This is a genomic window from Corynebacterium sp. HMSC063A05 (genome assembly GCF_001809695.1).
Lineage (GTDB): Bacteria > Actinomycetota > Actinomycetes > Mycobacteriales > Mycobacteriaceae > Corynebacterium > Corynebacterium amycolatum.
Map to the genome: position 1 here is coordinate 241,246 of NZ_KV798496.1, position 26,331 is coordinate 267,576.

Sequence of the window (26,331 nt, forward strand, 5' to 3'; positions counted from 1 at the left end):
ACGCTTCTTATCTTGCAATGCAGCGCATCACATGAAAACGTCGTATAGGCCACAAGAATTAAAAATGTGTGACTCGTGCAATAGTTCTGCCATGGTTCGCATGTGCCAGTAGGCTCCGATGACTGTCGAAGATAGTCCGGAAGCTGAAGCTGTGTTGAATCGCGAACCGCAGGTTCCACCGTGGACGTCGGCCACTTTTTGGCTCGATGCTGCCGCGTCGCTGTGAACGTCGTCAAGCAGACTTGATTAAGCGAAATTGAGTTGTGCGCCGAAAATGCTTTTTGGTGCGCTAGGTAGTGCGCGAGTCCGACTGTACGACTAATAAATAATGAGGAGTTGCCCTGTGGACCAACACACATGGTTCATCATCGCACTAGTCATTTATCTGCTGTTGATGGTCTACATCGGTTGGACCGGATGGAAAAAGACTGCAGAGTATGACGAATACATGATTGGCGGCCGCGGCCTACATCCGTTCGTCGCGGCACTGTCAGCGGGTGCATCGGACATGTCCGGCTGGCTGCTGATGGGTCTGCCCGGCGCGATTTACCTTTCGGGTCTGAACCAGACCTGGATTGCAATCGGCCTGGTCGCAGGCGCATGGCTGAACTGGAAGTTCACCGCACCACGCCTGCGTAGTTACACCAAGATTGCTCGTAACTCGATTACCGTGCCGTCGTTCCTGGAGAATCGTCTGCACGATACATCGAAGGTGCTGCGCGTTGCCGCAGGCCTGATTATTTTGCTGTTCTTCACCTTCTACGTGTCCTCGGGCATGGTGGCAGGTGGCCGTTACTGGGAGTCGACGTTCGGTGGCAACTACCTCGTCGGCATGCTGTTGGTAGCGGCTATCACTGTCGCGTACACCCTGTTCGGTGGCTTCCTGGCTGTGTCTTACACAGACACGGTGCAGGGCATCATTATGTTCATCGCGCTGCTGACGGTTCCGACTGTCGGCATCATCTACCTAATCAGCAATGGCAACTCCGCCTCGGACATCTTCAGCTTTGCTGCTAACAACCCCTACCCGGGCAGCGAGGGACAGCCGGTCGAGACCTTCTTCGATCCGTTCGCTGGCATTCCGCTAATCACGATTATCGGTCTGCTCGGTTGGGGTCTGGGCTACTTCGGCCAGCCGCACATTATCGTTCGCTTTATGGCTCTGCGTAGCGCGAAGGACGCAACCGAGGGCCGCCGCTGGGGCGTTGGCTGGCAGGCACTGTGCATGCTCGGCTCCGTCCTCGTGGCGCTGACTGCAACTGTTTTCTTCACTACGAACCCAGATGCTTCGGTCACTGATGCGTCTTCCTACGAGACCATCTTCCTGGACATGACCCGCATCCTGTTCCACCCGCTGATTGCAGGCCTGATTCTGACTGCAGTACTGGCAGCAATCATGTCCACCATTTCCTCGCAGCTGCTGGTGTCTTCCTCCGCGCTAATCGAGGACTTGTTCAAGGCAATGGTCAACAAGTCCCTGCGTCCGAAGACCTACATGGCTCTCTCCCGCGTCGCGGTTGCGCTGATTGCCATTATCGCCGCAATCATCGCTGCGAACCCCAACAGCTCCATTCTGGATCTGGTTGGCTTCGCGTGGGCTGGCTTCGGCTCGGCATTCGGCCCGGTGCTGCTGGCCGCCCTCTACTGGTCGCGCCTGAACACGCCAGGTGCTGCTGCCGGCATGATCACTGGTGCGGTTGTCTCCTTCGCATGGGGCATGAGCTCGCTCAGCGACACTCTCTACGAGATCGTCCCGGGCTTCGCCGCTGCAACTGTCGTGATGATCATCGTCACGCTGGCTACGAAGGAACCGAATGAGAAGATCAAGGAAGAGTTCGACCACGCAGCAAAGCAGGCTCTGGTCTAACACTTCGATTTAGGCTTGGCCTCCGCTAGCCCCACAGGCTAGCCCCGGCGCATACCTACAAGGAACCGAAAAAGTATTTTTCGCGCCCAACTAGGTATGCGCCCTTTTTTATTTGCCATCCTAGCCGCCGTCTTGACCGCCGCCTTTGTCTCATCCTTTGCACTTACGCGAGTTCTCGTCACCTCCTCCCCCGCTGGGCCGGACGCCGAAGCCGTCGTCAAGCAACTGCGCACTGTGCGCGTCGTCGCAGGCCGCCCCACCGTCACCGGGTACAAGCGCGAGCGCTTCGACGTCTGGGCAGGTTCTGCCGATTGCAATACACGCCATAAAGTGTTGGCGGCGTGGTTCGGGGGCTCTGTATGTTCGCTTGACGACGGCGCCCTGCGCGAAATCCCCGACCCTTACACGGGTGACCCGATGGGTGCGCATGAGGTCGATATCGACCACATTTATCCGTTGGCAGCGGCGTGGGATTTCGGAGCCTACGCCTGGGATGCCGAGCGGCGTCGGCGATTTGGCAACGATATCGAGGCCAACCTCGCGCCCACCCGAAGTGCGGTCAACAGGGATAAAGGAGATGCCAGCCCGGCGGAATGGCTTCCCGAAGATGCGAAGGCGTGTGACTATTCGCAGCGTTACTTAGCGGTGGCCATTAAATGGGACCTGCCCGTATCTTCGGCAGACTGGACGGCGCTGGCAGCTGCGTGTGGGATCCGCGCTGGGAAAGGCACGAAATAGAGAAAATAGTGCGAGCACGTTAAGTTAAGGACTGGTCTTAATAAGGAAATATCCAGGCCACTCCTCGCTTGAACGCGAGGCCTACATTCAGTCGTGGAAAGGTAATACGTGCAAAACGTAGTTCTTATGGTTCACGTCCTAGCGGCAATTCTGCTGCTTGGACCGGTGACTGTCGCAATTTCGATGTTCCCGAAGCTCGCGCTTGCAGCCCGCGGCGGAGAGGCTGGAACGGTCGGCTCCGCGCGCACCATGCACGCCATTTCGCGCACCTACGGCATGTGGTCGCTGCTCGTGCCGCTGCTCGGCTTCGGTGTCATGTTCACCGATGTGTCGACCTACATGAAGTCCGGGGCAATGCACGCCGCAATCCTGCTGGCAATCATCGCCTGGGCACTGCTGTTCTTCCTGATCATTCCGCGTCAGCGTCTGATGATGGCCGGCCTCGGCATCGCTGATGAAGACGAGGATGTTGACGATCCGGAGTTCATCGAGCGTCGCAAGAAGGCTGACGAGCTCGACTGGGACAAGCAGAAGGGCCAGCTGGCCATGTTCTCCGGCATCTTCTCCCTGCTGTGGGTTGTCGCCGGCATCCTGATGTTCTTCATCTAAGGATTGAGCTCTAGCGCTTAGGCCCCGCGCCTACGCACACGCTCAGACACAATAAACTGCCGGTGCGCCTGTACGTTTCGGCCCGACTTTTAGGGCTGGGAAGTACATGCGCACCGGCAGTTTTTTATTTTCTAGGTCAGCGCCACGGACAGTGGTCGCGTAACGACGACCCCCTGATCGCCTGCCTAACAGGTCTAGCGGCGTCCGCCTCGGTAACCACCGCGGCGGTCATCCCGGTCACCACGGTAGCCACCGCGACCGCGGCCGCGACCACGACCGCCGAAACCGTCACCGTCATCGAAGTTTCCACGGTAGCTACCCCGGCCACGTCCGCCACCACGGCGGTCATCGCGGCCACGACCACCACGGTATCCTCCGCGACCGCGACCGCCATCACGACGATCGCCACGGTAGCCACCACGGCCACCGCGGTAGTCATCGCTGTCGTCGACCGAGGTGCCGTCGTCAAGCTTCAGCCCAATGAGCTGGCCGGAAATGCGGGTATCGGAGAGGTTGTTGATGACTTCTTGCGGCAGGTTGGCCGGCAGTTCGACCAGGGTGTGGTCGCCACGGATGTCGATGTGTCCGAAGTCCTTTGATGACAGGCCGCCCTCGTTGGCGATGGCGCCCACAATGGCACCCGGGCGGACGTGCTGGCGACGACCGACGCTGATGCGGTAGGTTGCGGTGCCCTCGCGTTCGAATTCGACCAGGTCGGCGCGCTTGCCCTGACCGCGCTCACCACGGGAGCGACCATCGCGGCCACGGTTGCGGTCGCGGTCGAAACGATCACGGTCACGATCATGACGACGGCCACGCGGTGGCTCCTTCATCAGGAAGTCGCCCGACTGTGCCTGCGCAGCGATAGCAGCGGCGATATCGACCAGCGGAGTGTCGTGCTCTTCAGCGTACTCCTCGATGAGCTCGCGGAAGACCGGAACCTGCGAATCGGCAAGAGCCTCAGTCAAATCATCAGCGAACTTCTGCTTACGGGAGTCGTTGACCTCATCGACGGTCGGCAGCTTCATCTCGTGCAGCTGGGACTTGGTCGCACGCTCAATCGAGCGCAGCAGGCGCCCCTCACGCGGAGTGACAAACAGCAGCGCCTCACCGGAGCGGCCAGCGCGACCGGTACGACCAATGCGGTGGACGTAGGACTCGGTGTCGTGCGGAATGTCGTAGTTGACCACGTGGGAAATGCGGTCAACGTCCAGGCCACGAGCAGCCACATCGGTTGCCACCAGGATGTCCAGGCGGCCGTCCTTGAGCTGATCAATCGTGCGCTCACGCAGGGTCTGCGGGATATCGCCGTTGATGGCGGCAGCGGAGAATCCGCGGGCACGCAGCTTCTCAGCGAGCTCCTCGGTCTCGTGCTTGGTACGCACGAACATGATCATCGCTTCAAATTCCTCGACCTCGAGGATGCGGGTCAGCGCGTCCAGCTTGTTGCGGTGGCTGACCATCAGGAAGCGCTGGCGAATATTGTCCGCAGTGCGAGTCTGGGACTTGACGGTGATCTCTTCCGGCTCCCTCAGGTACTGCTTGGACAGGCGACGAATCGAAGCCGGCATGGTAGCCGAGAACAGTGCGACCTGCTTGTCATCCGGAGTGTCGGCAAGAATGCGCTCGACATCCTCCTGGAAACCCATCTGCAGCATCTCATCGGCCTCGTCCAGTACCAGGAAGCGCAGGTCGGAGATGTCCAACGAGCCCTTTTCCAGGTGGTCAATGACACGACCCGGCGTGCCGACGATGATCTGTGCACCTCGACGCAGACCCGACAGCTGCACTCCGTAGGACTGACCACCGTAGATTGGCAGGACCTGAATCTTGCCCAGGTGATCAGCAAACGACTGGAAGGAATCTGCAACCTGCAGTGCCAGCTCACGGGTCGGAGCGAGCACCAGCGCCTGCGGTGCGCGGACGGAGCGATCAATGCGAGCCAGAATCGGCAGCGCGAACGCCGCGGTCTTACCAGTACCAGTCTGAGCCAGGCCGACGACGTCGCGGCCGCTCATCAGAGTCGGGATAGTTGCAGCCTGAATTGGGGAAGGAGTCTCAAACCCAACCTTGCGAACTGCATTGACAATGTCATCCGGCAGCTCGAGCTCATCGAAGCCGACGGTGTCGTCATCGTTGTCGTGTTTGTTCTTTTCGGCCTTCTTTTCGGCCTCGGCAGTCTTTTCTACCTTCTCGGTCTTTTCCTCAGCGGCCTTCTCTCCGGCCACTGGTGCTTCCCCGGCCACTACATCCTCGGCCTTCACAATTGCGTCCTCGCGCTGGTTTTCGCGCTGATCCTCGCGATTTTCCTCGACGCTGCCATTCATTTCATTATTAGCCATTTGGGGCTCTTCCTGGGCCTTTTCGCCCGCACACTCAATATTCAACAGTTGATTACTCACAGTTGGGTCGCACATACATGACCCGCCCAATTTACGTTCTTGTTTTCAGTGCTCTCACGTCGGAATTGCGATGACATCGCTTCTCTTGCACATACTTCGAAAAATTGCGCCCAAACCCAATTCAGCTTTTACTTCCGAGGAGGGGCGCCCATCATGCACTATGCACTCTCAAGCGTTTCACCAGCGAATTTATACCGCTGCCAGATTCTCTGCGACATTGTCGTCAGGATTTCACACCGACTGCCCAGACTACGCCACCGTCGGTCAAAAAACCATTTCCCGTTAGCAAGGCCACAACACTAGGTGGTCGATTTCTTGGATGAGGCCCGGCGCTGGGGCCGACGTCAAACGAGCACATTGCACCCACTTCGGGGTACCTATTTTGCAATTGCATGGGGTGAGGTAGTTAACATTTTCCCTACACGTTTGTACACATATCTGCTATTTTCCGCCGTGGAACACCCACCGTTCGGCGGATTTTTGCAATTTCGCAACGTATAAACCCAAGGTCGCTAGAGAATGTCCAGCAATAACAACGCACCAGAAACGCAGCTGTCTTCGCCCCGACAGTCCCCGCTAAAACCACATTCTCCCGAGGAGATTTCTGGGAATGGCAAGCAGGAAAATAAGGCACCGTCGAAGCTCTCGGCGATAATTGAGGTTCTCGGATTTCCGGGCTTTATTTTGGCGGGTTCGGCGCTGGCATTCTTCTTCCCCGCCCCGTTTACTCCGCTGACGGACTACATCACATATTTCCTGATGATCATCATGTTCGCGATGGGCCTCACCCTGACCATTCCGGACTTTAAGCAGGTCGCTAAGCGCCCGTTGGCGATTCTCGTCGGCGTCATTGCGCAGTTTGTCATCATGCCGCTGCTAGCAATTGCCGTGGCGAAAGTGCTCGGGCTTAACCCGGCGCTGGCCGTCGGTCTGCTGATGCTGGGCTCCGTCCCAGGCGGCACCTCATCGAACGTCATCGCTTACCTGGCACGCGGTGATGTCGCGCTGTCCGTCGCTATGACCAGCGTGTCGACGCTGGTCTCGCCGATTATGACGCCGTTTCTCATGCTCGTGCTTGCCGACGCGCACACGGAGGTCGACGGCCTCGGGATGGCGTGGAGCCTCTGCCAGACAGTCCTCCTGCCTGTGGTTGGTGGCCTGATCATTCGCTTTGTGGCCGACTCGTTTATTAATAAAATCCTGCCGATTCTGCCGTGGATTTCCATCCTCGGTATCGGCGGCGTGGTCTTCGGTGCCGTGGCCAAGAATGCGGAGAGCCTGGCGCACATTGGCCTCATTGTGTTTGTGGCTGTAATCATCCACAACGTGCTGGGCTACGTGCTCGGCTTCTTTGCAGGCCAGCTGGTCGGGATGCCGACTGCGGGCAAGCGCACGGTGGCCGTGGAGGTCGGTACGCAATCCGCGGGTCTGTCTTCCGGTATGGCGGCGAAGTTCTTTACCCCAGAGGCCGCGCTTCCTGGCGCGGTGGCCGCGGTGGTGCACAACATTACTGGCGCTATCTATGTGGCTATTTGCCGAAAGCTCGATGAAGGCAAGGAATCTAGCAAATCCGCTTCTGTTTAAGCTGTTTTCGCTTTGGCTTCTTTTGCTCCGCTGTTCGACGAGTGGGCTGGTAGAGTCTCGCGCCCGAATATCCAGCCCACCATCGCGACCAGCGAGATGACACCGCAAACAAGGAATCCGGCCTTGAACCCTGCGGCATCCACGATTGCGCCGACAATCAGCGGGCCGGAGATCGCTCCGAAGTCCTGAGCCATTTGGAAATTGGCGAGCACCTTTCCACCTTGGCGGTTGGCGCCGATGACGTCGGCAAGCACGGCCTGCTGCGATGGATTAATCATGCCAGCGCCGAAGCCGGCGAGGACTGAGAGAATCAGTAGCGGAATGGCGCCGCTGCTAAATCCGATTGCGCCAGTGAATACGCCGTTGATAAACAGGCCTGTGATGAGCAGTGGACGACGGCCGATGCGGTCGGACAAACGACCGGAAAACTGAAGTGCCGTAACATTGCCGAGCGCGAAGGCCGTCAGCGCGAAACCAGCTGTGGCAGTGGCAGCTACTGCCACATCGCTGCCCGGTTCTGGGGCGCCGACATGGGAGAACGTTGCCGCAGCGAACAGCGGGACAATCGCGACGCGCACGCCGAAGTTCGACCAACCGTTGGCGAAGGCTCCGACTAGTGCGCTTCGATATGCCGAGTCCCGGATTGCCTCGGAGGACTTCAGCACTGGAGTCGTGCGCTTTGGCACTACGTGGCGAAGATGCTCCGCGCTCAGCGACATGCCGACCACAATCGTTGCCACAATCAGCGCGCCACCGTAGATGAAAAACGGCACTCGCATGCCCCATGCGCCCATTGCCGCACCAATAATTGGGCCAAAGACATTGCCCAACAGGAAGGCTGTGCCGTAGGCGGCCGAGCTCTTACCGCGGATCTCCGGCGGTGAAATCCGCACAATCAGTCCCATTGCCGAGACCGTAAACATCGTCGAACCGATGCCTCCGAGCGCACGAAACGCCAGCAGTTGCCAATAAGTCTGCGCAATACCGACAAGCAAAGTCGAGAATGCGACAATGCTGATGCCGGTCAGGTACGTGCGTCGATATCCGAGCTTCTCTACCAGCGAACCCGATGCCGGCGCGAAGATCAGCCGAAAAATGGAGAACGAACTGACCACGAAGCTGGCCGCGAACACACCCACATCGAAGCTGCGTGCGTACTGCGGAAGAATTGGAGCAATCAGCCCAAAGCCCAGCGCGATGATGAACGCGGCGCTGACCAGAATCCAAATCTCTCGCGGAATCGGCTGTTTTGTCCGGTCTAATTCACTCGACTGAGGACCCAGACCTTGTGATTCGCTTCCCACCTCCGATGCGATAGCCGGCTGAGATTCGCACTTTGCTTTACGACGAAGCAGGCCGCGCGAACGGGAAGCTGACAAGGTAACGGTCCTTTCTACTGTGCAAAAGAGAAAATAAAAAGCCCAGGAGTTCACCATAGCCCGATCTGCAAACAGTGACGATTACTAGAATGAGGCGCAATGACAGAACGCGGAGTTGAGATGAAAAAACGAATCGAAGTTGTAGGTGCGGTTCTTACCTACGAAGGAAAAATCTTCGCCGCCCAACGCGGCCCAGGTCGCTCGATGGAAAACTATTGGGAATTTCCCGGTGGAAAGATCGAAGAAGGTGAGTCCCCTCGTGAGGCTCTAGCCCGTGAACTAAGAGAAGAGCTAAAACTTGAAGCTGAGATTGGGAACCACATTCTCACTGTCGACCATGAGTATGACTTCGCCGTTATCTCACTGGCGACATACTTTTGTTCCGTTTCTTCTCCCGAAATCAAGCTAACGGAGCACACTGAATATCGTTGGTTAGAACCGGCCGAACTTTATTCCGTTGATTGGGCGCCAGCGGACATCCCTACAGTCGACATTCTTGTAAACGAACAATAATCAATACAAGCGACGCAGCGTGCATTTAGTATGCTAAAACAATGATGAATTCCCTGGTCGGAGACCTGCGATACGGCTTCATCGATAAAAACATCGTTGCCGACAAAAAATACAATCCCCGACTCATTCGCAACGATGAGTCGGCCACTATGTACAATGCGCTCCGCGAGGAGCTACGCACCGCTACGAGTTTCATATTTTCAGTAGCATTTATTTCTCCGGCCGCTCTTGCCATGCTGAAGGAGGATCTCCTTCAGTTTTCTGGCCCAATGACGATCATCACGTCGAACTACCTTGATTTCAATTCACCATCGAGGTTCAGAGAACTACTCGAAATTGAGGGACTGAACGTCTACATCTACCCCGAGGATCATCACCGGGGTTTTCATCCAAAGGGATACCTCTTTTACAAAGAGGTTGAGCTTTCAGCCATCGTCGGCAGCGCAAATTTGACGCAAAAGGCGCTCCAGGAAAACGAAGAGTGGAATCTGCACTTTTCCAGCCACCAGAATGGTGATATCACGTTCCAAATTGAGACGGCCATTGATATGCAACGTAACCGTTGCATCCCACTAACTCATCAATGGGTCGATGAGTACGAACAGAACCGCGTACCTCCAGTTTCGAAAAACACGCACACAAAGTTGCTGCCCGAGGGCCCAGTTATCGCCAATCAAATGCAGCAGGTAGCGCTGTCGAATATCGCTGACTTGAGGCAGTCAGGCGAGCGGAAAGGCCTCATAATTTCCGCTACCGGCACGGGGAAGACGATCCTTGCTGCACTAGCAGTTAAAGAAGCAGAGGCCGAGCGCGTCTTGTTCGTCGCCCACCGGGAACAGATTCTGGAAAAGACTAAGAGTGAATTCCGAAAGGTACTTGCTTATTCCGGTTCTGAGCTTACGGACGCCGACTTTGGACTCTTGGTTGGTGGGAAAAAAGAAACTGATGCACGATACCTTTTTGCCTCAGTTCAATCCTTGTATTCCCAATCGACTTACAAAACCTTTTCTCCAGATGCCTTTGACTTCATCATTATCGATGAGGTTCATCGTGGCGCTGCTAATTCCTACAAGCCAGTTTTTGAATACTTCAACAGCGAGTTTGTCCTCGGCTTGACCGCAACTCCCGAGCGTCCAGATTCAGGGAACATCTTTCGCCTCTTTGATTTCAACGTTCCTTACGAAATCCGACTGCAAGCCGCTCTTGAAGCCGACATGCTCGCACCATTCCATTATTTCGGTGTCACCGATTTTGATGATGGAGTTCGAGCGATCGGTGATAAGACTGCATCCATCGATGCTCTCGTCGCTGAAGATCGTATCGACTATCTCCTGGAGAAGCTCCGTGTCTACGGGTTTCCTGAGAGAGTTAAGGGGCTCATGTTTTGCAGTCGGAAAGACGAAGCGAAAGCGCTGTCGGAGCAGCTCAACCAAAAGCAGCTCTTTGGCCGGCAGCTACGGACGAAGGTGCTTCTAGGTGAAGACTCAATCTCGACACGAAATGCTGTCGTTGCGGAGTTATCTGCAGGCGAACTCGACTACATCATCACCGTTGATATTTTCAACGAGGGCATCGACATTCCGGCAGTAAATCAAGTAGTGATGATACGCGGCACCGAGTCAAACATCATTTTTACCCAGCAGCTGGGCCGTGGTCTTCGCAAAGCCCCAGGAAAAGACCACCTCCGAGTAATTGATTTTATTGGAAACTACAAGAACAATTACATGATCCCGATGGCTCTTTTCGGCGATTCATCTAGAAATAAGTCGAAGCTCAAGAGCAAAGTCGTTGATCCCTCCAATATCCCATCGGGCTCCACTGTAAGCTTTGATGAAATTGCCAAGGAGAAGATCCTTAAAGCCATCGATACAGCCTCGGTAGACACGATTGCTGAATTTAAAAAGGATATTCAACTTCTCCAGTACCGACTGAATCGTGTACCACGACTAATGGATTTTGCTCGGTTCAACCTCGTTGACCCTGCAGTGATCTCGACCAGGCGTACCAAGAATTATTGGGAACTCCTCCACCGAGTAGACAAAGCAGCAACAGGACCAACGGATAAGCAGAGTGAATACTTGAAGTTTTTGTCCCGCGAGCTACTTCCCGGAAAGCAACCCCAAGAGTTACTTCTACTTGACCAGCTTATTAAGCATGGTTCCATCACACGTGAAGAATTTTCTGACTTTCTCGACACAAGGGCTGTTTCTCACAGCGAGCTGGATCTCTCTGTTGTCGAACGAGTGCTCAACCTCGAGTTTTACCCGAAGCGGACCTACGAAGAAATTAGATTGGTCCGGTACGATGACGAAACCTCACGTTACAGTCTGACTGAGGAATTTTTGACTTTGTACAACAAGTGGGATTCGACATATCCAAATAGCTTTCGAGAGCATGTGGATGACATCATTCAAACTGGTCTTTTCCTGTCCCGCGAAAATGATTATTTCGCGGGTGTGCTTCGCCGCAATCAACGCTATTCCAGAAAGGATGTTTCTCGTCTTTTGAGGCTTCGGTCGGATCAAACAGGCACGCTAAATGGCTACAAGATTGATTCCCACTCGCAGACGATCCCTATCTTCGTGAACTACCGTAAGCACAAGGGGCTTGCTCCGAGCATTGCCTACGAAGATGAATTCATTGACCGTTCGACGATGCGCTGGTTTACACGTTCAAATAGGACCCTCAAGAGCCAAGAGGTCCAGAGCATCATCCAACACAAGTTCCCAATCCATTTGTTTGTGCGTAGGGATGATTTACCAGATGAAGGATTCACCTACCTTGGCGAAGTGACTCCCAGCGATCCACAACAAACGACAATGAAGGGGCTAAAAGACAAAGAATTAGATGTTGTCACAATGAAGCTTCACCTTGAACATCCCGTTCCCGACACATTCTTCGAGTACCTTCACGCAAAGCCGATTGACTAACGAAAGCTAAACCCCCTACTCCGCCACCATGGCGGAATAGGGGGTTAAACGGAGCGTCGTAAAGCGAACGCTCTATCTACGAGACTGCAGTGACCTGATTAGAACAGGCTCGGAAGACCTGCCTGCGAGGAGAGGTTGCTGACAGCCTGTGTTGCCTGAGCGGTCGACCCCGACAGCTCCGGAATGGGCAGCTCCGGGAGAGCTGGGCTCTCCGAGATGATGTCGGCAATCTCCGGCGGGACCTCGACGCCCTCTGGAAGCAGCTCGCCAATCGGACCCAAATCCGGCTCTTCCTGCGGGACGTGCTGGTTGGTGTACTGAACGTCCTCGTCAATCGTGCGGAACTCAGACTGCGGTTCAGTGGAGGTCTCTACCTTGAAGCGCTCGTTAACCTGGCCGTCTGGGATGTCGTACTGCTCTTCAAGAGCAACGTCAATCGGCTGGAAGCGGCTCAGCGGGCCAATACCCATGGAGTTAACGCCGATGGCCTCGCGAGTCTCTGGGTTGTAGGCGTTTCCGCCCGAATCGCCGTGGTCAATCGGAGCGATGGCCCAGACACCGTTGCGGACACGGAAGACCTGGAAGCCGCAACCGCGGCCAGTACGGGAACCGTCAGTGCACACGGGCTCACCGAAGTTGTCGACGGAAATCTCCATCGGGTCGAGAGTGCGCTTGTCCTCGATACCGACGATCTGGACCGGCTCGCCGTGGACGTTGCCGAACTCATCCACAGAGTGGGACATGGAGGTGGTCTTAATGTCGTCCTGAACCTCAATGATGCCGTAGTCACCGCTATTGAAGAGCTCGTTGAAGAACTCCGGCATAGTGGTGTTTTCGTCGAAGTCGCTCTCTTCCGGCATGACATCGGTGCCCATGTAGTCCTTGTTGACCAGCTTGTCGCCGTCCTTGGTTGGGATGAAGAACTGGCCGGTGACCTCTTCGCCGGTTTCAGTATCCTTCGCCACAACACAGTGGCCGGCAGTCATGATGACGCGATGCGAAACACCATTCTGATCCACAACGGTGCCAGGAACTCCCAGAGAGCACATCGGAGACTGAACATGACGTCCGTCGATGTTCTTGCTGCTCGGGAACGGCATCCGCAACGGCGAACCCGGGCCGATGACAACATCCGAGTTTGCCGGTGCAGCCTCAGCTACCGCGATTCCGGGCACAAAGCCACCTGCAGCTACCGACAGTGCAGCCGTGAGTGTGGCGACCTTCTTCGAACTGGCCATAGTGTGCGCTACTCCATTTCTGTACAGAAAACTTGTCCCACTCAGTGTATTAGGGACACCTTTACAAAGCTCTCCAAAAATGAAACCTAGGGTGAAATTCTCAGTCGAGGAACCGTTCATTCGTCTTCATTTCAGACTCATTAGACATCAAAAAGTTTGCTCAACAGCAATGCAAGAGCCAGAACCATCCGCCTTGGATGATTCTGGCTCTCTTAACGGTTCGGGGGTGATTTTTGTCAGATTCTCAGACTGGTGCTAGCTCTCAAAGCTTGGAAGCTGAATTTCTGCCAACTGAGGCGACCCAGACAGGTGTGACGATTGTGGCAATTGGGGCGATTGTGGCAGCTCAGGGAGTTTCGGCAACTGCGGCAGCTGGTCCACGAGATCGACTAGCTGCGGTACAGAACCTTCCTGTGAATCCTGTGAATCCTGCGCCCGGACATACTCCTGATCCGCCGCCATATCCTCGTTGAGGGTGCGATAGGTGGAGTCGCGCTGAGCCGTGGAATCCGATACCTCGAAGTGGTCGTTTACTTGACCGTCGGGAATACCGTAGGCCTCCTGAATGGCAATATCTGCGGGCATCACACGCGAGACCGGACCGAAGGTCATCGAATTCACGCCAATAACTTCATTTGTGGTCGGGTCGTAGGCATTTCCGCCAGAGTCACCGTGATCAACGCCAATACCAACCGTCCAGATGCCGTTTCGAGCTCGGAATACCTGGTATCCACAGGCCCGTCCGGTGCGCATACCGTCCTTGCAGATAGGCTTGCCAAGATTATCGAAGGAGACTTCACCACGCGGCAGGTCTTCATTGTCCTGAATGCCAGTCATCACTACCGGCTCCCCGTAGCTCTGACCATTTTCATCAATGGAGTAACTTGCGCCGGTAGTCTCTACGTCCGGATCCAGGTTGATTATTCCGTAGTCCGCGCCATTAAAGCCTGCCGGCAACGACTCCAGTCCGGCATCTTCCTGCGGCAATTCCCAACGATGGGCACCTGCGGTACCAATGCGCTTATCACCTTCAGTGGTTGGCACATACACCTCACCAGTGACGATTGGCAGACCCACATCCGGAGCATCATTCAGGCAGTGCCCTGCGGTCAACATGACCCGATGCTTCTCGCCGTTGCGGTCCGTCACCGTCCCCGGAACACCCGCCGAACACATCGGCGAGTTGATATTTCGATACCCATCCCACGGACTTCCCTCCATGGGAGTTCGAATCGGGTCACCCGGACCAACCACGACAGCATGTGCAGCGACCGGGGCCACCAAGGACAAAAGTGCTGCGAAAGCCGCTACCGCCAGTCGACTTCTTGCGTGCTTCATTGAGACGAATCTTTCAGATTTTTAGTTTTTCTTTAGGGCCACTACTCACACTAATCCACCACCCCACCCCCGGAAATAGTGTTTTCTCAGACTCTTGGGCTTTTACAAAAGTCGTTATCGAATCGTTTCCACAACCCCACGCGTCCCTGCAATAACACCAAACACCTAGCCAATTGACTACCCCCACTTAGGTGGCCCACTGATACTAATCTTATTTCGAACACGAGTTCTAGGCGTTCGAAAAAATGAGTCCGGGGTGTTCGATAATTTGTGAGCCATGAGTACAACAAACGAGTTTCCCATTCACCGTCGCCTAGCCCTTCCCCCGCTATCCGCTACCTACCGTGCAGAATGTTTCGAAGACCTCGCCCTCATCCGCACAATCCTCTGCCACCCCACCATCGGCCGTAGGCATTGGCCCGGCGCGCTGGATCACACCTTCTCGCTTCCCGACGGGCCTGTGGTCACCGTCCGAGCGTCACGGATAGCGCTTCCTCGCGCACTGGTCTCTCAGCTTGCCGACGTGCACGCGGAATACTTCATCCTGAAGGATGAGCCCATGTTCATGTACTCCGTTTCCGTCAAGGTGGAATCCTCATCGGAGGTAGTCCTCCGCGGAATTGGCGGTTCGAATCGGACACGGGAAGAAAACCGCCGACGCACTCGGGCTGTAGCCGAGGCTCTCCATCGTGCGCAGGACTGCAGCAAGATACACGAAAACGGCACTGACCTCGCACTCCCCGGGCGCCGTTATAGTTGGATTGGCACCAGGGACGCGCGGCCACTGCCGTGTCCTAGCGAGCTCTTTTCTTCTCGCCCATCAGCGGCTTAGCACTAGTCACAGCGCTGCCGCAGTATAGCTACTCGCTGTCGTCGCCTTCTTCGTCGTCCTCGTCGTCATAGTCGCCATCGTCGTAGAGGTCATCATCGTCCTCGTCGTCGTCATCATCCTCGTCCAAGGAGGCAACGTGATCAGAGTAGATGTACTCTGCATACCCGTCATCGACGGGTGCCAGCTGATCTTCCCATTCCTCTGCGCGGTCTACCACGAGCGCAAGGACATCCATCAGCTTGTCAAAGTCCTTGAAGGTGCCCAGTGTCAGAACCTCATTGCGCAAGGTCTGGATGTCAGAGTAGAGGTCAGCAAACATCTTGCGACGGTCATCATCGGTGAGAACCGTTTCGGTGTCCGAGTCCCAGAACTCCGCGATGGCCTGATCGACGATGTCGTCCAAGTTTGCGTCCTGGGAGATGAAGCGGACGTGTGCGCTGGGCTCGTTGTTGTGGGCAGTTACCAAAACCTGTACCAACGAGGAGGTACCAACTTCGGAGGTAACCAGAGTTGCCTCTTCGGGGTCCTGTTCAAACTCCAGGTCAGCAATGCGGTCATCGTCGCCATCGAGCAGAGTGCGAAGCAGGCCAACAACCTGGTCAGTAGCTACATGGTGAGCGACTGCTGCGACGGCGTCTTCGACGGAGAATACAGCGGAGACCAGAACAGCTTCGAACTCGTCGTCCTCATCATCCACATCGGCAGCGGCTACGTAAACTTCGGCAGCCGGGATGTCCTCATCAATGGTGACGAACTGAACCTCCAGGTCAGAGGTAATGGGAACGAAGAGGGTGTCATCGTTGACACGACTTTCAATGCCCTCGCGGTCCAGTGCCGCAGCAATCTGCTCGAAAAAGCTCATGGGTGGAATCCTCCCTTGAAAGATAATTGGCCTCTACCCGCAGCCAATCGTAGCGACAAACGCGCAATCATGGGGTGGCTCATGCCCCCGGCAATTGCTGCGAAAGATCACGCCGGCAGTGCGCGTGCTACATCAAAGCCGCCAACGCGGCCGGTTGAGGGACAGGCCGCCAGCTGTCGATTCTCGAAAACAGAGCGCTCAGTAGCGTGCCCAGAGTTGATGGCGTTCCTCACGCGAACGTTTCGGACACGAGACACACAGATCGGCGTCTGGGCTGTGATAAATCATGCAGCAAGTAGCTCTCTCCAGGTGAGTAACTACATCGAAGTCCGGTTCTTCTCCCGATTCCGCGGCGGCTTCGTCCCAGGGGCGCACCTCGCCTCCACAGGAATCCATGAAACGAGGAAGAGGAACCCGATGTACTCGCTGTATTCCCTCAACGACATGTTTGCCAATAAGCGCTCCGCGCCAGGGCTCCATCAGCTCATTACCGGCGGATATTGCGGCATTAGCTACGGCATCGGCAGCCACGGCCCAAAGAGGAGCAGGCTTGATTTCCCCGACTTCTCCAACAACCTGAGCCAACGGCTCCAAGAAATGGGCCAGTGCTTCGCCGGAATCCTTCAGCTCATCCGCATCCTCAGCAGAAATGCTTTCAAACTGTTGAGCTTGGAACCCAACCCAATAGTCATCTCGGAGAAATGTGAACCAAGAAGACCACTGCCACACTGGAACTCGATCGGAAACCAACACGCATGCCAGCGATGGCCCCACCAATGCTCCGCACATGGACCACCACCACAACTGCGCTTGGAAACGGGTATCGCCCGCAACCTCAGGCATGGGAAACAGCTTTCTCCCGGCCTCAATTCCGGCAGCTACAGCTTCGGTTGAAAGGTGCCAATCCGCAGCACCGTCGTGAGGAATGACATCTGCGGAAAACCGAGGAAAGTCCGCCAAAAGCTGGGAGTACTCGGGAGGCAATGCGGCACCCCGCATGACATCGTTCACCAGTCTCGTCCTTCTATCAACTGTTTTAATCGCCGTACACCTGTCTATTTTTCCACCGACTACGGAATTTCCCCACAGCTCAGTAGTGTTTATATGGGCATATGGCTCTCAACGGACCCGTTTAGGAGGTCTACTACTTTGTTCCAAAAGACGAAGAAGGATTCAACTCGCACAGTAACTGATGCAGTGAACTCAACCCCCGAAGCGATTGAACGTGATGCCGGAAAACTGGGAACCCTTCTTATCCAAACCCTGGATAAGACCATGAGCTGGCAGTCATCTGCCATCACCGGGTACGTCAGTTCCCTGCACAAGCGCAAAAAAGATGAAACTCCGGCGCAGGTACAGGAACGTATTGATTCCCACTACCTGAACCTGGTCACCGGCACCGGTGGTGCAGCTGGGGGCAGCGCGGTTCTTCCCGGCGTCGGCATGATTACGGGCTTGGCTGCAGTTACCGGTGAATCGCTGCTGTTCCTGGAAGCATCCGCCTGGTACACACTGGCCTCAGCAACCCTGCGCAATATTGACATCACCGATCCACAACGCCGTCGCACGCTGATTCTTGCGGCCATGAGCGGTTCTGAAGGGACAGCTATTATGGCCTCCCTGCTTGGCGAGGAATCGCTGCGGAAGCAGACCAAAACTTCCGTGAATTCCCTACTGCCACGGCTTGGCGTTCCGCAGCTGGGTGCAGCAAACCGTCTGCTAATTCGCGAGGCACGCAAGCGCTTGATGAAGAACGCTCGTCTGGCCATCATCGGTAAGATTTTGCCATTTGGAATTGGCGCCGTGGTTGGGGCCTCCGCAAACCGCAAGCTCGGTGGCATTCTTATCAGCTCCACTCGCGCATCTCTGGGCCCACTTCCCCAGGATTGGTCGGACTTTGAACGAAAGCTACCGGCTAAATCCAACACCTCTGAAGACTCGAAGAAGGACTCAAAGTCATCGAGGTTCTCGATTCCCTCGGCGCTGAAGTGGCCGAAGAAAAAGAAGAATAAGTAGTTCCTCTTACTCCGATTACCCTTCAGCGACGTTTTTCAATGGAAGAGCGGTACCCACCATGGCCCAGAGCAAACCCCGCAGAACCTCTCCTATGAAGTTCTTGTGGAAACAGTCTCTTCACAGGCCACTACCGCTCTATGGTGTCGTTGTTGCAGCGCTAATCGTTGTCGGGGTGGAGTCCGTACTTCCGCTTCTCACTAGAGATGCCATTGATGTAGCAACGGGCTCGTCCGATGGCGGTGTCCCCGCGCGCCTGCTGCCGTCCCTAACTCCCCTGCAGGCAGTCATTTCCGTATTTCTGGCCATCGCGTTAGTACGCTTCATCGCCCAGGTGGGGCGCAGATTCTTCTCCGGCAAACTCTCCATTGATGTTCAGCACGACCTGCGACTAAAAATCCTTCGCTCCCTACAAAACCTCGATGGTCCAGCACAAGACCGAGTCAACACCGGCCAGGTTGTGTCACGGTCAATTTCCGACCTCCAGGCGGTGTCCGGACTACTGGCGATGCTGCCGTTGACGCTGGGGTCCGTCGTCAAGCTATTCATCACTATCGGCATCATGCTCGCCCTCTCGCTGCCCCTGGCACTGGTCGGCCTCGCCGTGGTGCCAGCGATTGTCTACATTGCAGTGAATTCGCGTGACAAACTCCATGCCGCAACCTGGGCTGCCCAACAGCAAGCAGGCGAGATTGCCGGACAAGTCGAGGAAACCGTTTCCGGCATCCGCGTTGTCAAGGCATTTGCGCAAGGTGACAACGAAGTTGTGAAGATGGAGCGTAACTCGTCTCTGCTCTATTCCCTCCGCCTGCGAGCGGCAAAACTCAGCGCTCGATTCCAACCGGCGCTGCAGTCGTTGCCGCAACTGTCCCTCGTCGGAAATATCGCGGTCGGTGGCTGGCTAGCGATTCACGGACACATCACCCTAGGCACGTTCGTAGCTTTTGCCACGTATCTCACCAGCCTGACTGCCCTGTCGCGTCTGGTCTCCAACATGGTCATCTCGATACAGCTGACGTCGGCAAGCATCGACCGCATTTCCGATGTCATCGACGCCCGACCAGACAACCCCGAACCCACCGACGCGCTTCCTATCCCCGACGGCCCCGTTGGCATCAGCTTCAACCACGTCACCCACAGCCGTGGCGGACGCACGCTTATCGACGATGTCTCATTCTCCGTCGCGCCAGGGGCGACCTTAGCGTTGATTGGCCCACCGGGGTCCGGAAAGACTATCGCCACGGAGTTACTCGGCCGTCACTATCTGCCGGATTCGGGAACTATCACTATCGATGCGCCCAGCCACGGCACATCCACAGATACCGCGCGCACTCTCTCCAGCGACGTATATGACGCTATTACTGTCGTTCCGGACACTCCTTATTTATTTGCGGGCACGTTGCGTGAGAACATTGCATTCGCCAATCCCGCGGCGTCCCAGGAAGAGATTATCGCCGCAGCGACCGCCGCCCAGGTCAACTTCGTCGACGACCTGCCTCAGGAGTGGGACACAGCCATCGGCGAGCGCGGGCATAATCTCTCCGGCGGACAAGCTCAACGCGTGGCATTAGCACGGGCATTCCTCGCCCGTCCTCGAGTTTTGGTTCTCGATGACGCAACCTCAGCAATCGATGCTGCAACTGAGTTGGAAATCTTCAACGCGCTGACCTCACAGCTGGCGGATACGACTATCGTCATCGTGGCGCATCGATCTTCCACTCTCGAGCAGGCGGACCACATCGCCATTTTCGAAGACGGTGCCCTCACCGGCATTGGAACCAAGGCCGAACTGATTACTTCTCATCCGCGCTTCACCGAGCTGATGGACATCGACCAGAGTGCCTACCCCGAAATCGAAAACCTCGTTCTCGACCCCATCGACAGTGAGGACCCCAGCCCCGAGGAACTCTGGCCCGACGAATCCGCACCAACCTCCGACGACTACACGTCAGACACCTCTGCGCGGCTTCCCGGAGGCGCCACTTCTCAAATGGCCCGCGGGGTTGGCCGAGCCGGAGGCGGTCCAGGTGGACCCGGTGGCCCTGGTGGTCCCGGTGGCCGCGGCGGCGGGCGTGGCGGCATGGGGGCGGCTCTCGCCAATGCTCCTGCGACGCCAGAGCTTCTCGAGCGTGTGCGAAACCTCCCACCCGCTAGCGAAAAACCGCGTGTACCAGCTCGAGCACTCGACAACTCCGAGCCTTTTTCTCTGCGCCGGCTGCTCTCCTACGTCCGCGGCCTATTTATAAGCGTCATTGCGCTGCTCGCCCTCATTGCCGTTGCAGATCTCGCGTTCCCCATGCTCGTGCGCTACGCCATTGACCACGGCATCCGTGAGCACAATGAAGCCGTGTTGTGGGCCTGCGCCGCAGGCGGTTTGGCGACAGTCCTCATCAGTTGGATTGCCGTAGCCACAAATGCTGTTATTACTGCGCGTACTGGTGAGCGGCTGCTCTATGCCCTGCGTGTGCGCTGCTACCGTCACCTGCAGTCGCTTGGCATTAACTACTTCGAGGCCAATCGCTCGGGTGCCATCATGACGAGGATGACAACCGACATCGACGCGCTGTCCTCGTTCCTACAAACGGGATTGGCAGAGGGCGCGATTGCCACGTTCACTCTGCTCGGTGTCTCAGTGCTGTTGCTTGCCACACAGGTGTCACTCGCCACGGTGGCGTTGGCGACGCTTCCCATCATTGTGGCGGCCACCCTGGTATTCCGCCGAATCTCCTCGCGCCTATACAAGGCTGCACGCGAGCAACTTTCCTTGGTCAACGCTGATTTCCAGGAGACCATTGGTGGGCTTCGCGAGATTCAGATGTACCACCGCGTCGCCGATATCGAATCTTCCTTTGCCGAGGAATCCGATAAGTATCGCGCAATTCGTCAGCGAGCACAGCTGGCCGTGGCCTTATTCTTCCCCGGCATCAACTTCGTCTCTGAGTTGGCAACAGCTGCGGTGTTGGCTGTCGGTGCCCAACAGGTTGCTGCGGGAACTACGACGCCCGGCGTACTCGTCGCCTTCACGCTATACCTGGGAATGCTCTTTGGCCCGATTCAGCAGCTGTCCCATGTTTTCGACGGCTACCAGCAGGCGAAGGTCGGTCTCAATCGCATTGGTGACCTCCTACAGACCGCCCCCATGCCAGATCACGGCACTACTGACGGCGCGTCCCGTGCAGCCGCTGGCGACCTGCGCTTAGACAAGGTGACTTTCTCCTACCCCGCCGCCAACTCTGAGCACGAACGCCCGCAGGTCCTCGATGCTCTCGATTTGCAGATTCCTGCCGGAGAAACAGTCGCAATTGTCGGGTCCACCGGTGCCGGAAAATCAACAATCATTAAGTTGTTTGCCCGTTTTTACGATCCAGTTGACGGTGTGGTGCGAGCCTCTGAAACTGACATCCGCGACTTCCCTCTTAACGATTGGCGACGCCCCCTCGGCTATGTCCCCCAAGAATCACACCTATTTTCGGGGACAGTAGCAACAAATATTTCCTACGGTCTGCCGGACAGCAGTCATGCTGAAATCCAGCAAGCCGCGAAGAATGTCGGTGCTCTCAGCACCATTGCCAGCCTGCCCGGTGGCTTCCACCACCCCGTCGGCCCAGATGGCCGAGGGCTCTCCTCCGGACAGCGTCAACTCATCGCACTCGCTCGTGCCGAAATGATGCGTCCTGAACTGCTGCTTCTCGACGAGGCCACCGCGACACTCGACCCTGCAACAGAGTCGGCAATCCTCGAAGCCACTGACCGTGCGTCGCGTCAACGCTCGGCAATTATTGTGGCCCACCGCCTGGCTACGGCTGCTCGGGCCAACCGGATTTTGGTACTTGACCACGGGCGTATTGTCGAGGACGGCTCCCATGACGAGCTTCTCGCGGCGGGTGGCCAATACGCAGAGCTCTGGAGCAAGTACCATATGGGGAGCGCGACGGTGTAGTAATTCAGAATTTTCGTTATCCTTGAATGACACTTTGACGCTTGCGCTCATTAGAATAAACGTGAGTTAGTAAAACTAAGACGAAAAGAGGCGAGTACCTGCCGTGAGCAGCGACATGAGCTTCGGCCAGAACGAATGGCTGGTCGACGAGATGTACCAGCAATTCCAGAAGGATCCACAATCTGTGGGTCAGGAATGGCGCGAATTCTTCGCAACCCACACCCCGTCCCACAAGGGCGAGGACCTTTCCAACATGGCAAAGCCCGCAGCAGCCACGAAGGAGGAAGCTAAGGCAACCGGACGTCGCGAGTCCAAGGGGGTCGAACCAACCAAGACCCCGAACAAGCCGTCGTCTCCGAAGCCGAAGAAGTCCCCGATGGATGCAGCAGCCAAGGTTACGGCTGTTGAATCCGGCGAGGAGCCTCTGAAGGGCGTCGCACGGGCTATCGCTAAGAACATGGATGTCTCCCTGGAGATGCCGACTGCTACGTCGGTTCGCGATATGCCGGCACGTCTGATGTTTGAAAACCGCACCCTGGTTAACAATCATCTGGCACGCGCCCGCGGCGGCAAGATCTCCTTCACTCACATCATTGGTTACGCCATGGTGAAGGCCGTCATGCTCCACCCGGACATGAACAACAACTACAAGGTTGTTGACGGCAAGCCAGTTCTGGTTACCCCGGAGCACATTAACCTCGGCCTCGCCATTGACATGCCAGCTAAGGACGGCTCTCGTTCGCTCGTAGTTGCCGCTATCCGCGAATGTGAGACCCTGACCTTCAAGCAGTTCGTTGATGCCTACGAGGACATCGTCGTTCGTGCTCGCCACGGCAAGCTGACCGGTAAGGACTTCCAGGGTGTCACCATTTCCCTGACCAACCCGGGCGGTATCGGCACTCGCCACTCCGTCCCGCGCCTGACCAAGGGCCAGGGCGCGATTATCGGTGTCGGTTCCATGGATTACCCGGCTGAGTTCGCCGGTGCTTCCGCTGACCGTCTGGCAGAGATGGGCATCGGCAAGCTGGTGACCATCACCTCTACTTACGACCACCGCATCATCCAGGGTGCAGAGTCCGGTGAGTTCCTGCGTACGATGAGCAACCTGCTCGTCGACGACAAGTTCTGGGACCACATCTTCCAGACCATGCGCGTCCCGTACACCCCAATCCGTTGGGCACAGGACCTGCCGAACACGGGTATCGACAAGAACACCCGCGTTATGCGTCTGATTGAGGCCTACCGCTCCCGCGGTCACCTGTTGGCTGACATCGACCCGCTGCGTTCTGACCAGCCGAATACTTCCGCTCCGAACCATGCTGACCTCGATATCGAGGAGCACGGTCTGACCCTGTGGGATTTGGACCGCACCTTCAACGTCGGTGGTTTCGGTGGCAAGGAGACGATGACGCTGCGCGAGGTGCTTTCTCGGCTGCGCAACGCATACTGCCTCAAGGTCGGTTCCGAGTACGCTCACATTCTCGACCGCGAAGAGCGCGAGTGGTTGGAAGAGCGCCTTGAGGGCGGCCAGCCGAAGCCGTCCCACGCTGAGCAGAAGTACATCCTGCAGAAACTGAACGCAGCTGAGGCATTCGAGAACTTCCTGCAGACCAAGTACGTCGGGCAGAAGCGCTTCTCCCTTGAGGGTGCAGAGTCGCTGATTCCGCTGATGGACTCCGCCATCGATACCGCTGCTGGTGCTGGCCTGGATGAGGTCGTCATCGGTATGCCACACCGCGGTCGACTGAATGTGCTCGCAAACATCGTCGGCAAGCCACTGCGCCAGATCTTCACCGAGTTCGAGGGCAACATCGACCCGGCACAGGTCGGCGGTTCTGGTGACGTCAAGTACCACCTGGGCACTACTGGCCGTCACATCCAGATGTTCGGCGAGGGCGAGATCGACGTCACTCTGACTGCGAACCCGTCCCACCTCGAGGCCGTTAACCCGGTCGTTGAGGGGCTTGCTCGTGCACGCCAGGACAAGATCAACAAGGGCGAAGAGGGCTACTCCGTCATGCCGCTGCTGCTGCACGGCGACGCTTCCTTTGCCGGCCTGGGCATTGTCCAGGAGACCCTGAACCTCATGTCCCTGCGTGGTTACAAGGTCGGCGGTACCGTCCACATCGTGGTGAACAACCAGATCGGCTTCACCACTTCGCCGGACTCCGGTCGCTCCTCCTACTACGCAACCGACATTGCCAAGGCATACGGCTGCCCGGTCTTCCACGTCAACGGTGACGACCCGGAGGCTGTCGTCTGGGTCGGCCAGCTGGCTGTTGAGTACCGTAACCGCTATGGCAAGGACGTCTTCATCGACCTGGTCTGCTACCGCAAGCGCGGCCACAACGAGGCCGATGACCCGTCCATGACTCAGCCGATGATGTACAAGATCATCGACGAGAAGGAAAGCGTTCGCGCTCAGTACACCGAGGACCTCATCGGTCGCGGTGATATTTCCGAGGAAGAGTACGAAGCAGTACGCCGAGACTTCCATGACCAGATGGAAGCTGTCTTCAACGAGGTCCGCGCAGCTCAGGACGCAAAGCCGGGCGAGCAGACCGGTATCGCCGGTTCTCAGCCGCTGCCGCATGGCCTCAAGACCGGTATCGAGAAGGCTGAAATCGTCGAGATTGGTCAGTCTTACGTCAACCTCCCTGAGGGCTTCAAGATTCACCCGCGTGTTGCGCCGGTCGCTAAGAAGCGCGCGGAGATGACTCAGGAAGGTGGCATCGACTGGGGTATGGCCGAGCTGCTGGCAATCGGCTCCTTCACCGGTGCTGGCATCGACGTCCGCTTCGCAGGTGAGGATGTCCGCCGCGGTACCTTTACCTCTCGCCACGCAGTTCTGATTGACTCCGAGGACGGTTCGGAATACAACCCGATCGACGCCTACGGTAAGTCCAAGAACGGTGGTCGCTTCATGATCTACAACTCGGCTCTGACCGAGTACGCAGGCATGGGCTTCGAGTACGGCTACACCCTGGGTAACCCGGACGCAGCAGTGTTCTGGGAAGCACAGTTCGGTGACTTCGCCAACGGCGCTCAGACCACCATTGACCAGTATGTTTCCTCTGGTGAGGCCAAGTGGGGTCAGACCTCCAAGCTGATTCTGCTGCTGCCGCACGGCTACGAGGGCATGGGCCCGGACCACTCTTCGGCACGTATCGAGCGCTTCCTGCAGCTGGCAGCCGAGGGTTCCTACACCGTTGCTCAGCCGTCTGAGCCGGCTAACTACTTCCACCTGCTGCGTCGCCACGTCCTGTCCGACCTGCACCGTCCGCTGGTTGTGTTCTCGCCGAAGTCGATGCTGCGCAACAAGATGGCAGCGTCTGCTGTCGAGGACTTCACCAACCCGAACAAGTTCCGCTCGGTCATCGATGACCCGAACTTCGAGTCCAAGGACAAGTCCGGCATCAAGACCTTGCTGCTCTGCTCCGGCAAGATTTACTGGGAGCTGGAGAAGAAGCGCAAGAAGGACAAGCGCGACGATCTTGCAATCGCTCGCCTGGAGATGCTGCACCCGCTGCCGCACAACCGCCTCCGCGACATCTTCGAGTCCTACCCGGATCTTGAGGAAGTCCGCTGGGTTCAGGATGAGCCGGCTAACCAGGGTCCGTGGCCGTTCCTGGCACTGAACCTCCCAGAGGTTCTGCCGGATATGCCGAAGCTGACCCGCGTTTCCCGCCGTGCACAGTCCTCCACCGCAACTGGTGTGGCCAAGGTCCACCAGATTGAGGAGAAGGCTCTTCTGGAAGAGGCTCTTAAGTAGGTCTCGCGAGACCGCGGTGAAGTCGCGTGATTGAGAACACCGCTTCACCAGGTGGTCTTCACTGGCGGTCTTCACTGGTGATTAAACGCTAAGGGGCTCCAACCACTCGGTTGGAGCCCCTTAGTCGTTGTCTAGCAATTGTCAGACGCACAGTAGATAAGGGTTAATAGACAGAATGCGTGTCCGGTCGGCGTGTTACCGGGTCGGCACCATTTACTACTTAGTCCTCAATGCGAGTTACTGACTGCGTTTATGACAAAATGACCTGAAAAATGGCATGAAAATGTCATAAACTCGCACAGTTTCACATTTGC

At 56.7% G+C, this 26,331-nt stretch carries 16 protein-coding genes; 10 read left to right on the top strand and 6 right to left on the bottom strand.

All coding sequences use genetic code 11. From position 1 onward, the window contains the following. Positions 1-343 precede the first annotated feature (343 nt). The 3 genes from putP (at position 344) to HMPREF2651_RS02815 (ending at position 3,214) form a co-directional block, all read left to right on the top strand. The gene (gene putP / locus HMPREF2651_RS02805) at positions 344-1,867 is read left to right on the top strand and encodes a sodium/proline symporter PutP (RefSeq protein WP_083303366.1); all 1,524 of its coding nucleotides are present in this window, start codon (positions 344-346) and stop codon (positions 1,865-1,867) included. Positions 1,868-1,999: 132 nt separating this feature from the next. Beyond that, on the top strand, positions 2,000-2,605 hold the full coding sequence (locus tag HMPREF2651_RS02810) for an HNH endonuclease family protein (protein ID WP_246817326.1): 606 nt from the start codon (positions 2,000-2,002) through the stop codon (positions 2,603-2,605). Between the two features lie 108 nt (positions 2,606-2,713). Then, positions 2,714-3,214 (top strand): hypothetical protein, encoded by a 501-nt coding sequence (locus tag HMPREF2651_RS02815; protein WP_049180815.1) that lies wholly within the window; start codon positions 2,714-2,716, stop codon positions 3,212-3,214. Between the two features lie 194 nt (positions 3,215-3,408). Here HMPREF2651_RS02815 and HMPREF2651_RS02820 read toward each other — a convergent pair whose 3' ends face one another. Continuing rightward, complete coding sequence (locus HMPREF2651_RS02820; protein ID WP_080972812.1) at positions 3,409-5,556, bottom strand: DEAD/DEAH box helicase; 2,148 nt, start codon at positions 5,554-5,556, stop codon at positions 3,409-3,411. A gap of 579 nt (positions 5,557-6,135) precedes the next feature. Here HMPREF2651_RS02820 and HMPREF2651_RS02825 point away from each other — a divergent pair. After that, positions 6,136-7,200 (top strand): bile acid:sodium symporter family protein, encoded by a 1,065-nt coding sequence (locus tag HMPREF2651_RS02825; RefSeq protein WP_141746474.1) that lies wholly within the window; start codon positions 6,136-6,138, stop codon positions 7,198-7,200. Here HMPREF2651_RS02825 and HMPREF2651_RS02830 read toward each other — a convergent pair. Then, positions 7,197-8,579 (bottom strand): MFS transporter, encoded by a 1,383-nt coding sequence (locus HMPREF2651_RS02830; RefSeq protein ID WP_049180817.1) that lies wholly within the window; start codon positions 8,577-8,579, stop codon positions 7,197-7,199. The genes HMPREF2651_RS02825 and HMPREF2651_RS02830 overlap by 4 nt on opposite strands. A gap of 120 nt (positions 8,580-8,699) precedes the next feature. Between HMPREF2651_RS02830 and HMPREF2651_RS02835 the strand changes: the two genes are divergently transcribed. Together HMPREF2651_RS02835 and HMPREF2651_RS02840 are read left to right on the top strand one after the other, a co-directional pair. Beyond that, positions 8,700-9,092 (top strand): (deoxy)nucleoside triphosphate pyrophosphohydrolase, encoded by a 393-nt coding sequence (locus HMPREF2651_RS02835; RefSeq protein WP_038629499.1) that lies wholly within the window; start codon positions 8,700-8,702, stop codon positions 9,090-9,092. Between the two features lie 41 nt (positions 9,093-9,133). Further along, a complete protein-coding gene (locus HMPREF2651_RS02840; protein ID WP_070585967.1) occupies positions 9,134-12,022 on the top strand; it encodes a DUF3427 domain-containing protein in 2,889 nt (962 codons plus the stop codon). Between the two features lie 98 nt (positions 12,023-12,120). Here the strand turns inward: HMPREF2651_RS02840 and HMPREF2651_RS02845 are convergent, their stop codons facing one another. Together HMPREF2651_RS02845 and HMPREF2651_RS02850 are read right to left on the bottom strand one after the other, a co-directional pair. Next, positions 12,121-13,260 (bottom strand): trypsin-like serine protease, encoded by a 1,140-nt coding sequence (locus tag HMPREF2651_RS02845; protein WP_224786573.1) that lies wholly within the window; start codon positions 13,258-13,260, stop codon positions 12,121-12,123. Between the two features lie 255 nt (positions 13,261-13,515). Beyond that, on the bottom strand, positions 13,516-14,598 hold the full coding sequence (locus HMPREF2651_RS02850; protein WP_235191243.1) for a chymotrypsin family serine protease: 1,083 nt from the start codon (positions 14,596-14,598) through the stop codon (positions 13,516-13,518). Positions 14,599-14,875: 277 nt separating this feature from the next. Between HMPREF2651_RS02850 and HMPREF2651_RS02855 the strand changes: the two genes are divergently transcribed. After that, the gene (locus tag HMPREF2651_RS02855; protein ID WP_038628397.1) at positions 14,876-15,430 is read left to right on the top strand and encodes a hypothetical protein; all 555 of its coding nucleotides are present in this window, start codon (positions 14,876-14,878) and stop codon (positions 15,428-15,430) included. 28 nt (positions 15,431-15,458) lie between these two features. On the opposite strand, the gene HMPREF2651_RS02860 is transcribed toward HMPREF2651_RS02855, so the two are convergent. After that, positions 15,459-16,292 (bottom strand): hypothetical protein, encoded by an 834-nt coding sequence (locus tag HMPREF2651_RS02860; RefSeq protein WP_038628393.1) that lies wholly within the window; start codon positions 16,290-16,292, stop codon positions 15,459-15,461. A gap of 198 nt (positions 16,293-16,490) precedes the next feature. Further along, positions 16,491-17,303: a (2Fe-2S)-binding protein gene (locus HMPREF2651_RS02865; RefSeq protein ID WP_038628390.1), complete on the bottom strand. Its 813-nt coding sequence runs from the start codon at positions 17,301-17,303 to the stop codon at positions 16,491-16,493. Between the two features lie 186 nt (positions 17,304-17,489). On the opposite strand from HMPREF2651_RS02865, the gene HMPREF2651_RS02870 reads away from it, so the two are divergent. The 3 genes from HMPREF2651_RS02870 (at position 17,490) to HMPREF2651_RS02880 (ending at position 26,017) form a co-directional block, all read left to right on the top strand. Then, on the top strand, positions 17,490-18,308 hold the full coding sequence (locus HMPREF2651_RS02870) for a hypothetical protein (RefSeq protein ID WP_224783718.1): 819 nt from the start codon (positions 17,490-17,492) through the stop codon (positions 18,306-18,308). Between the two features lie 91 nt (positions 18,309-18,399). Further along, entirely contained in the window at positions 18,400-22,245 is a 3,846-nt protein-coding gene (locus HMPREF2651_RS02875) for an ABC transporter ATP-binding protein (protein ID WP_246817327.1), read from the top strand. A gap of 103 nt (positions 22,246-22,348) precedes the next feature. After that, positions 22,349-26,017, top strand: a complete 3,669-nt coding sequence (locus tag HMPREF2651_RS02880; protein ID WP_049180820.1) for a multifunctional oxoglutarate decarboxylase/oxoglutarate dehydrogenase thiamine pyrophosphate-binding subunit/dihydrolipoyllysine-residue succinyltransferase subunit — start codon at positions 22,349-22,351, stop codon at positions 26,015-26,017. The last annotated feature ends 314 nt before the right edge of the window (positions 26,018-26,331 follow it).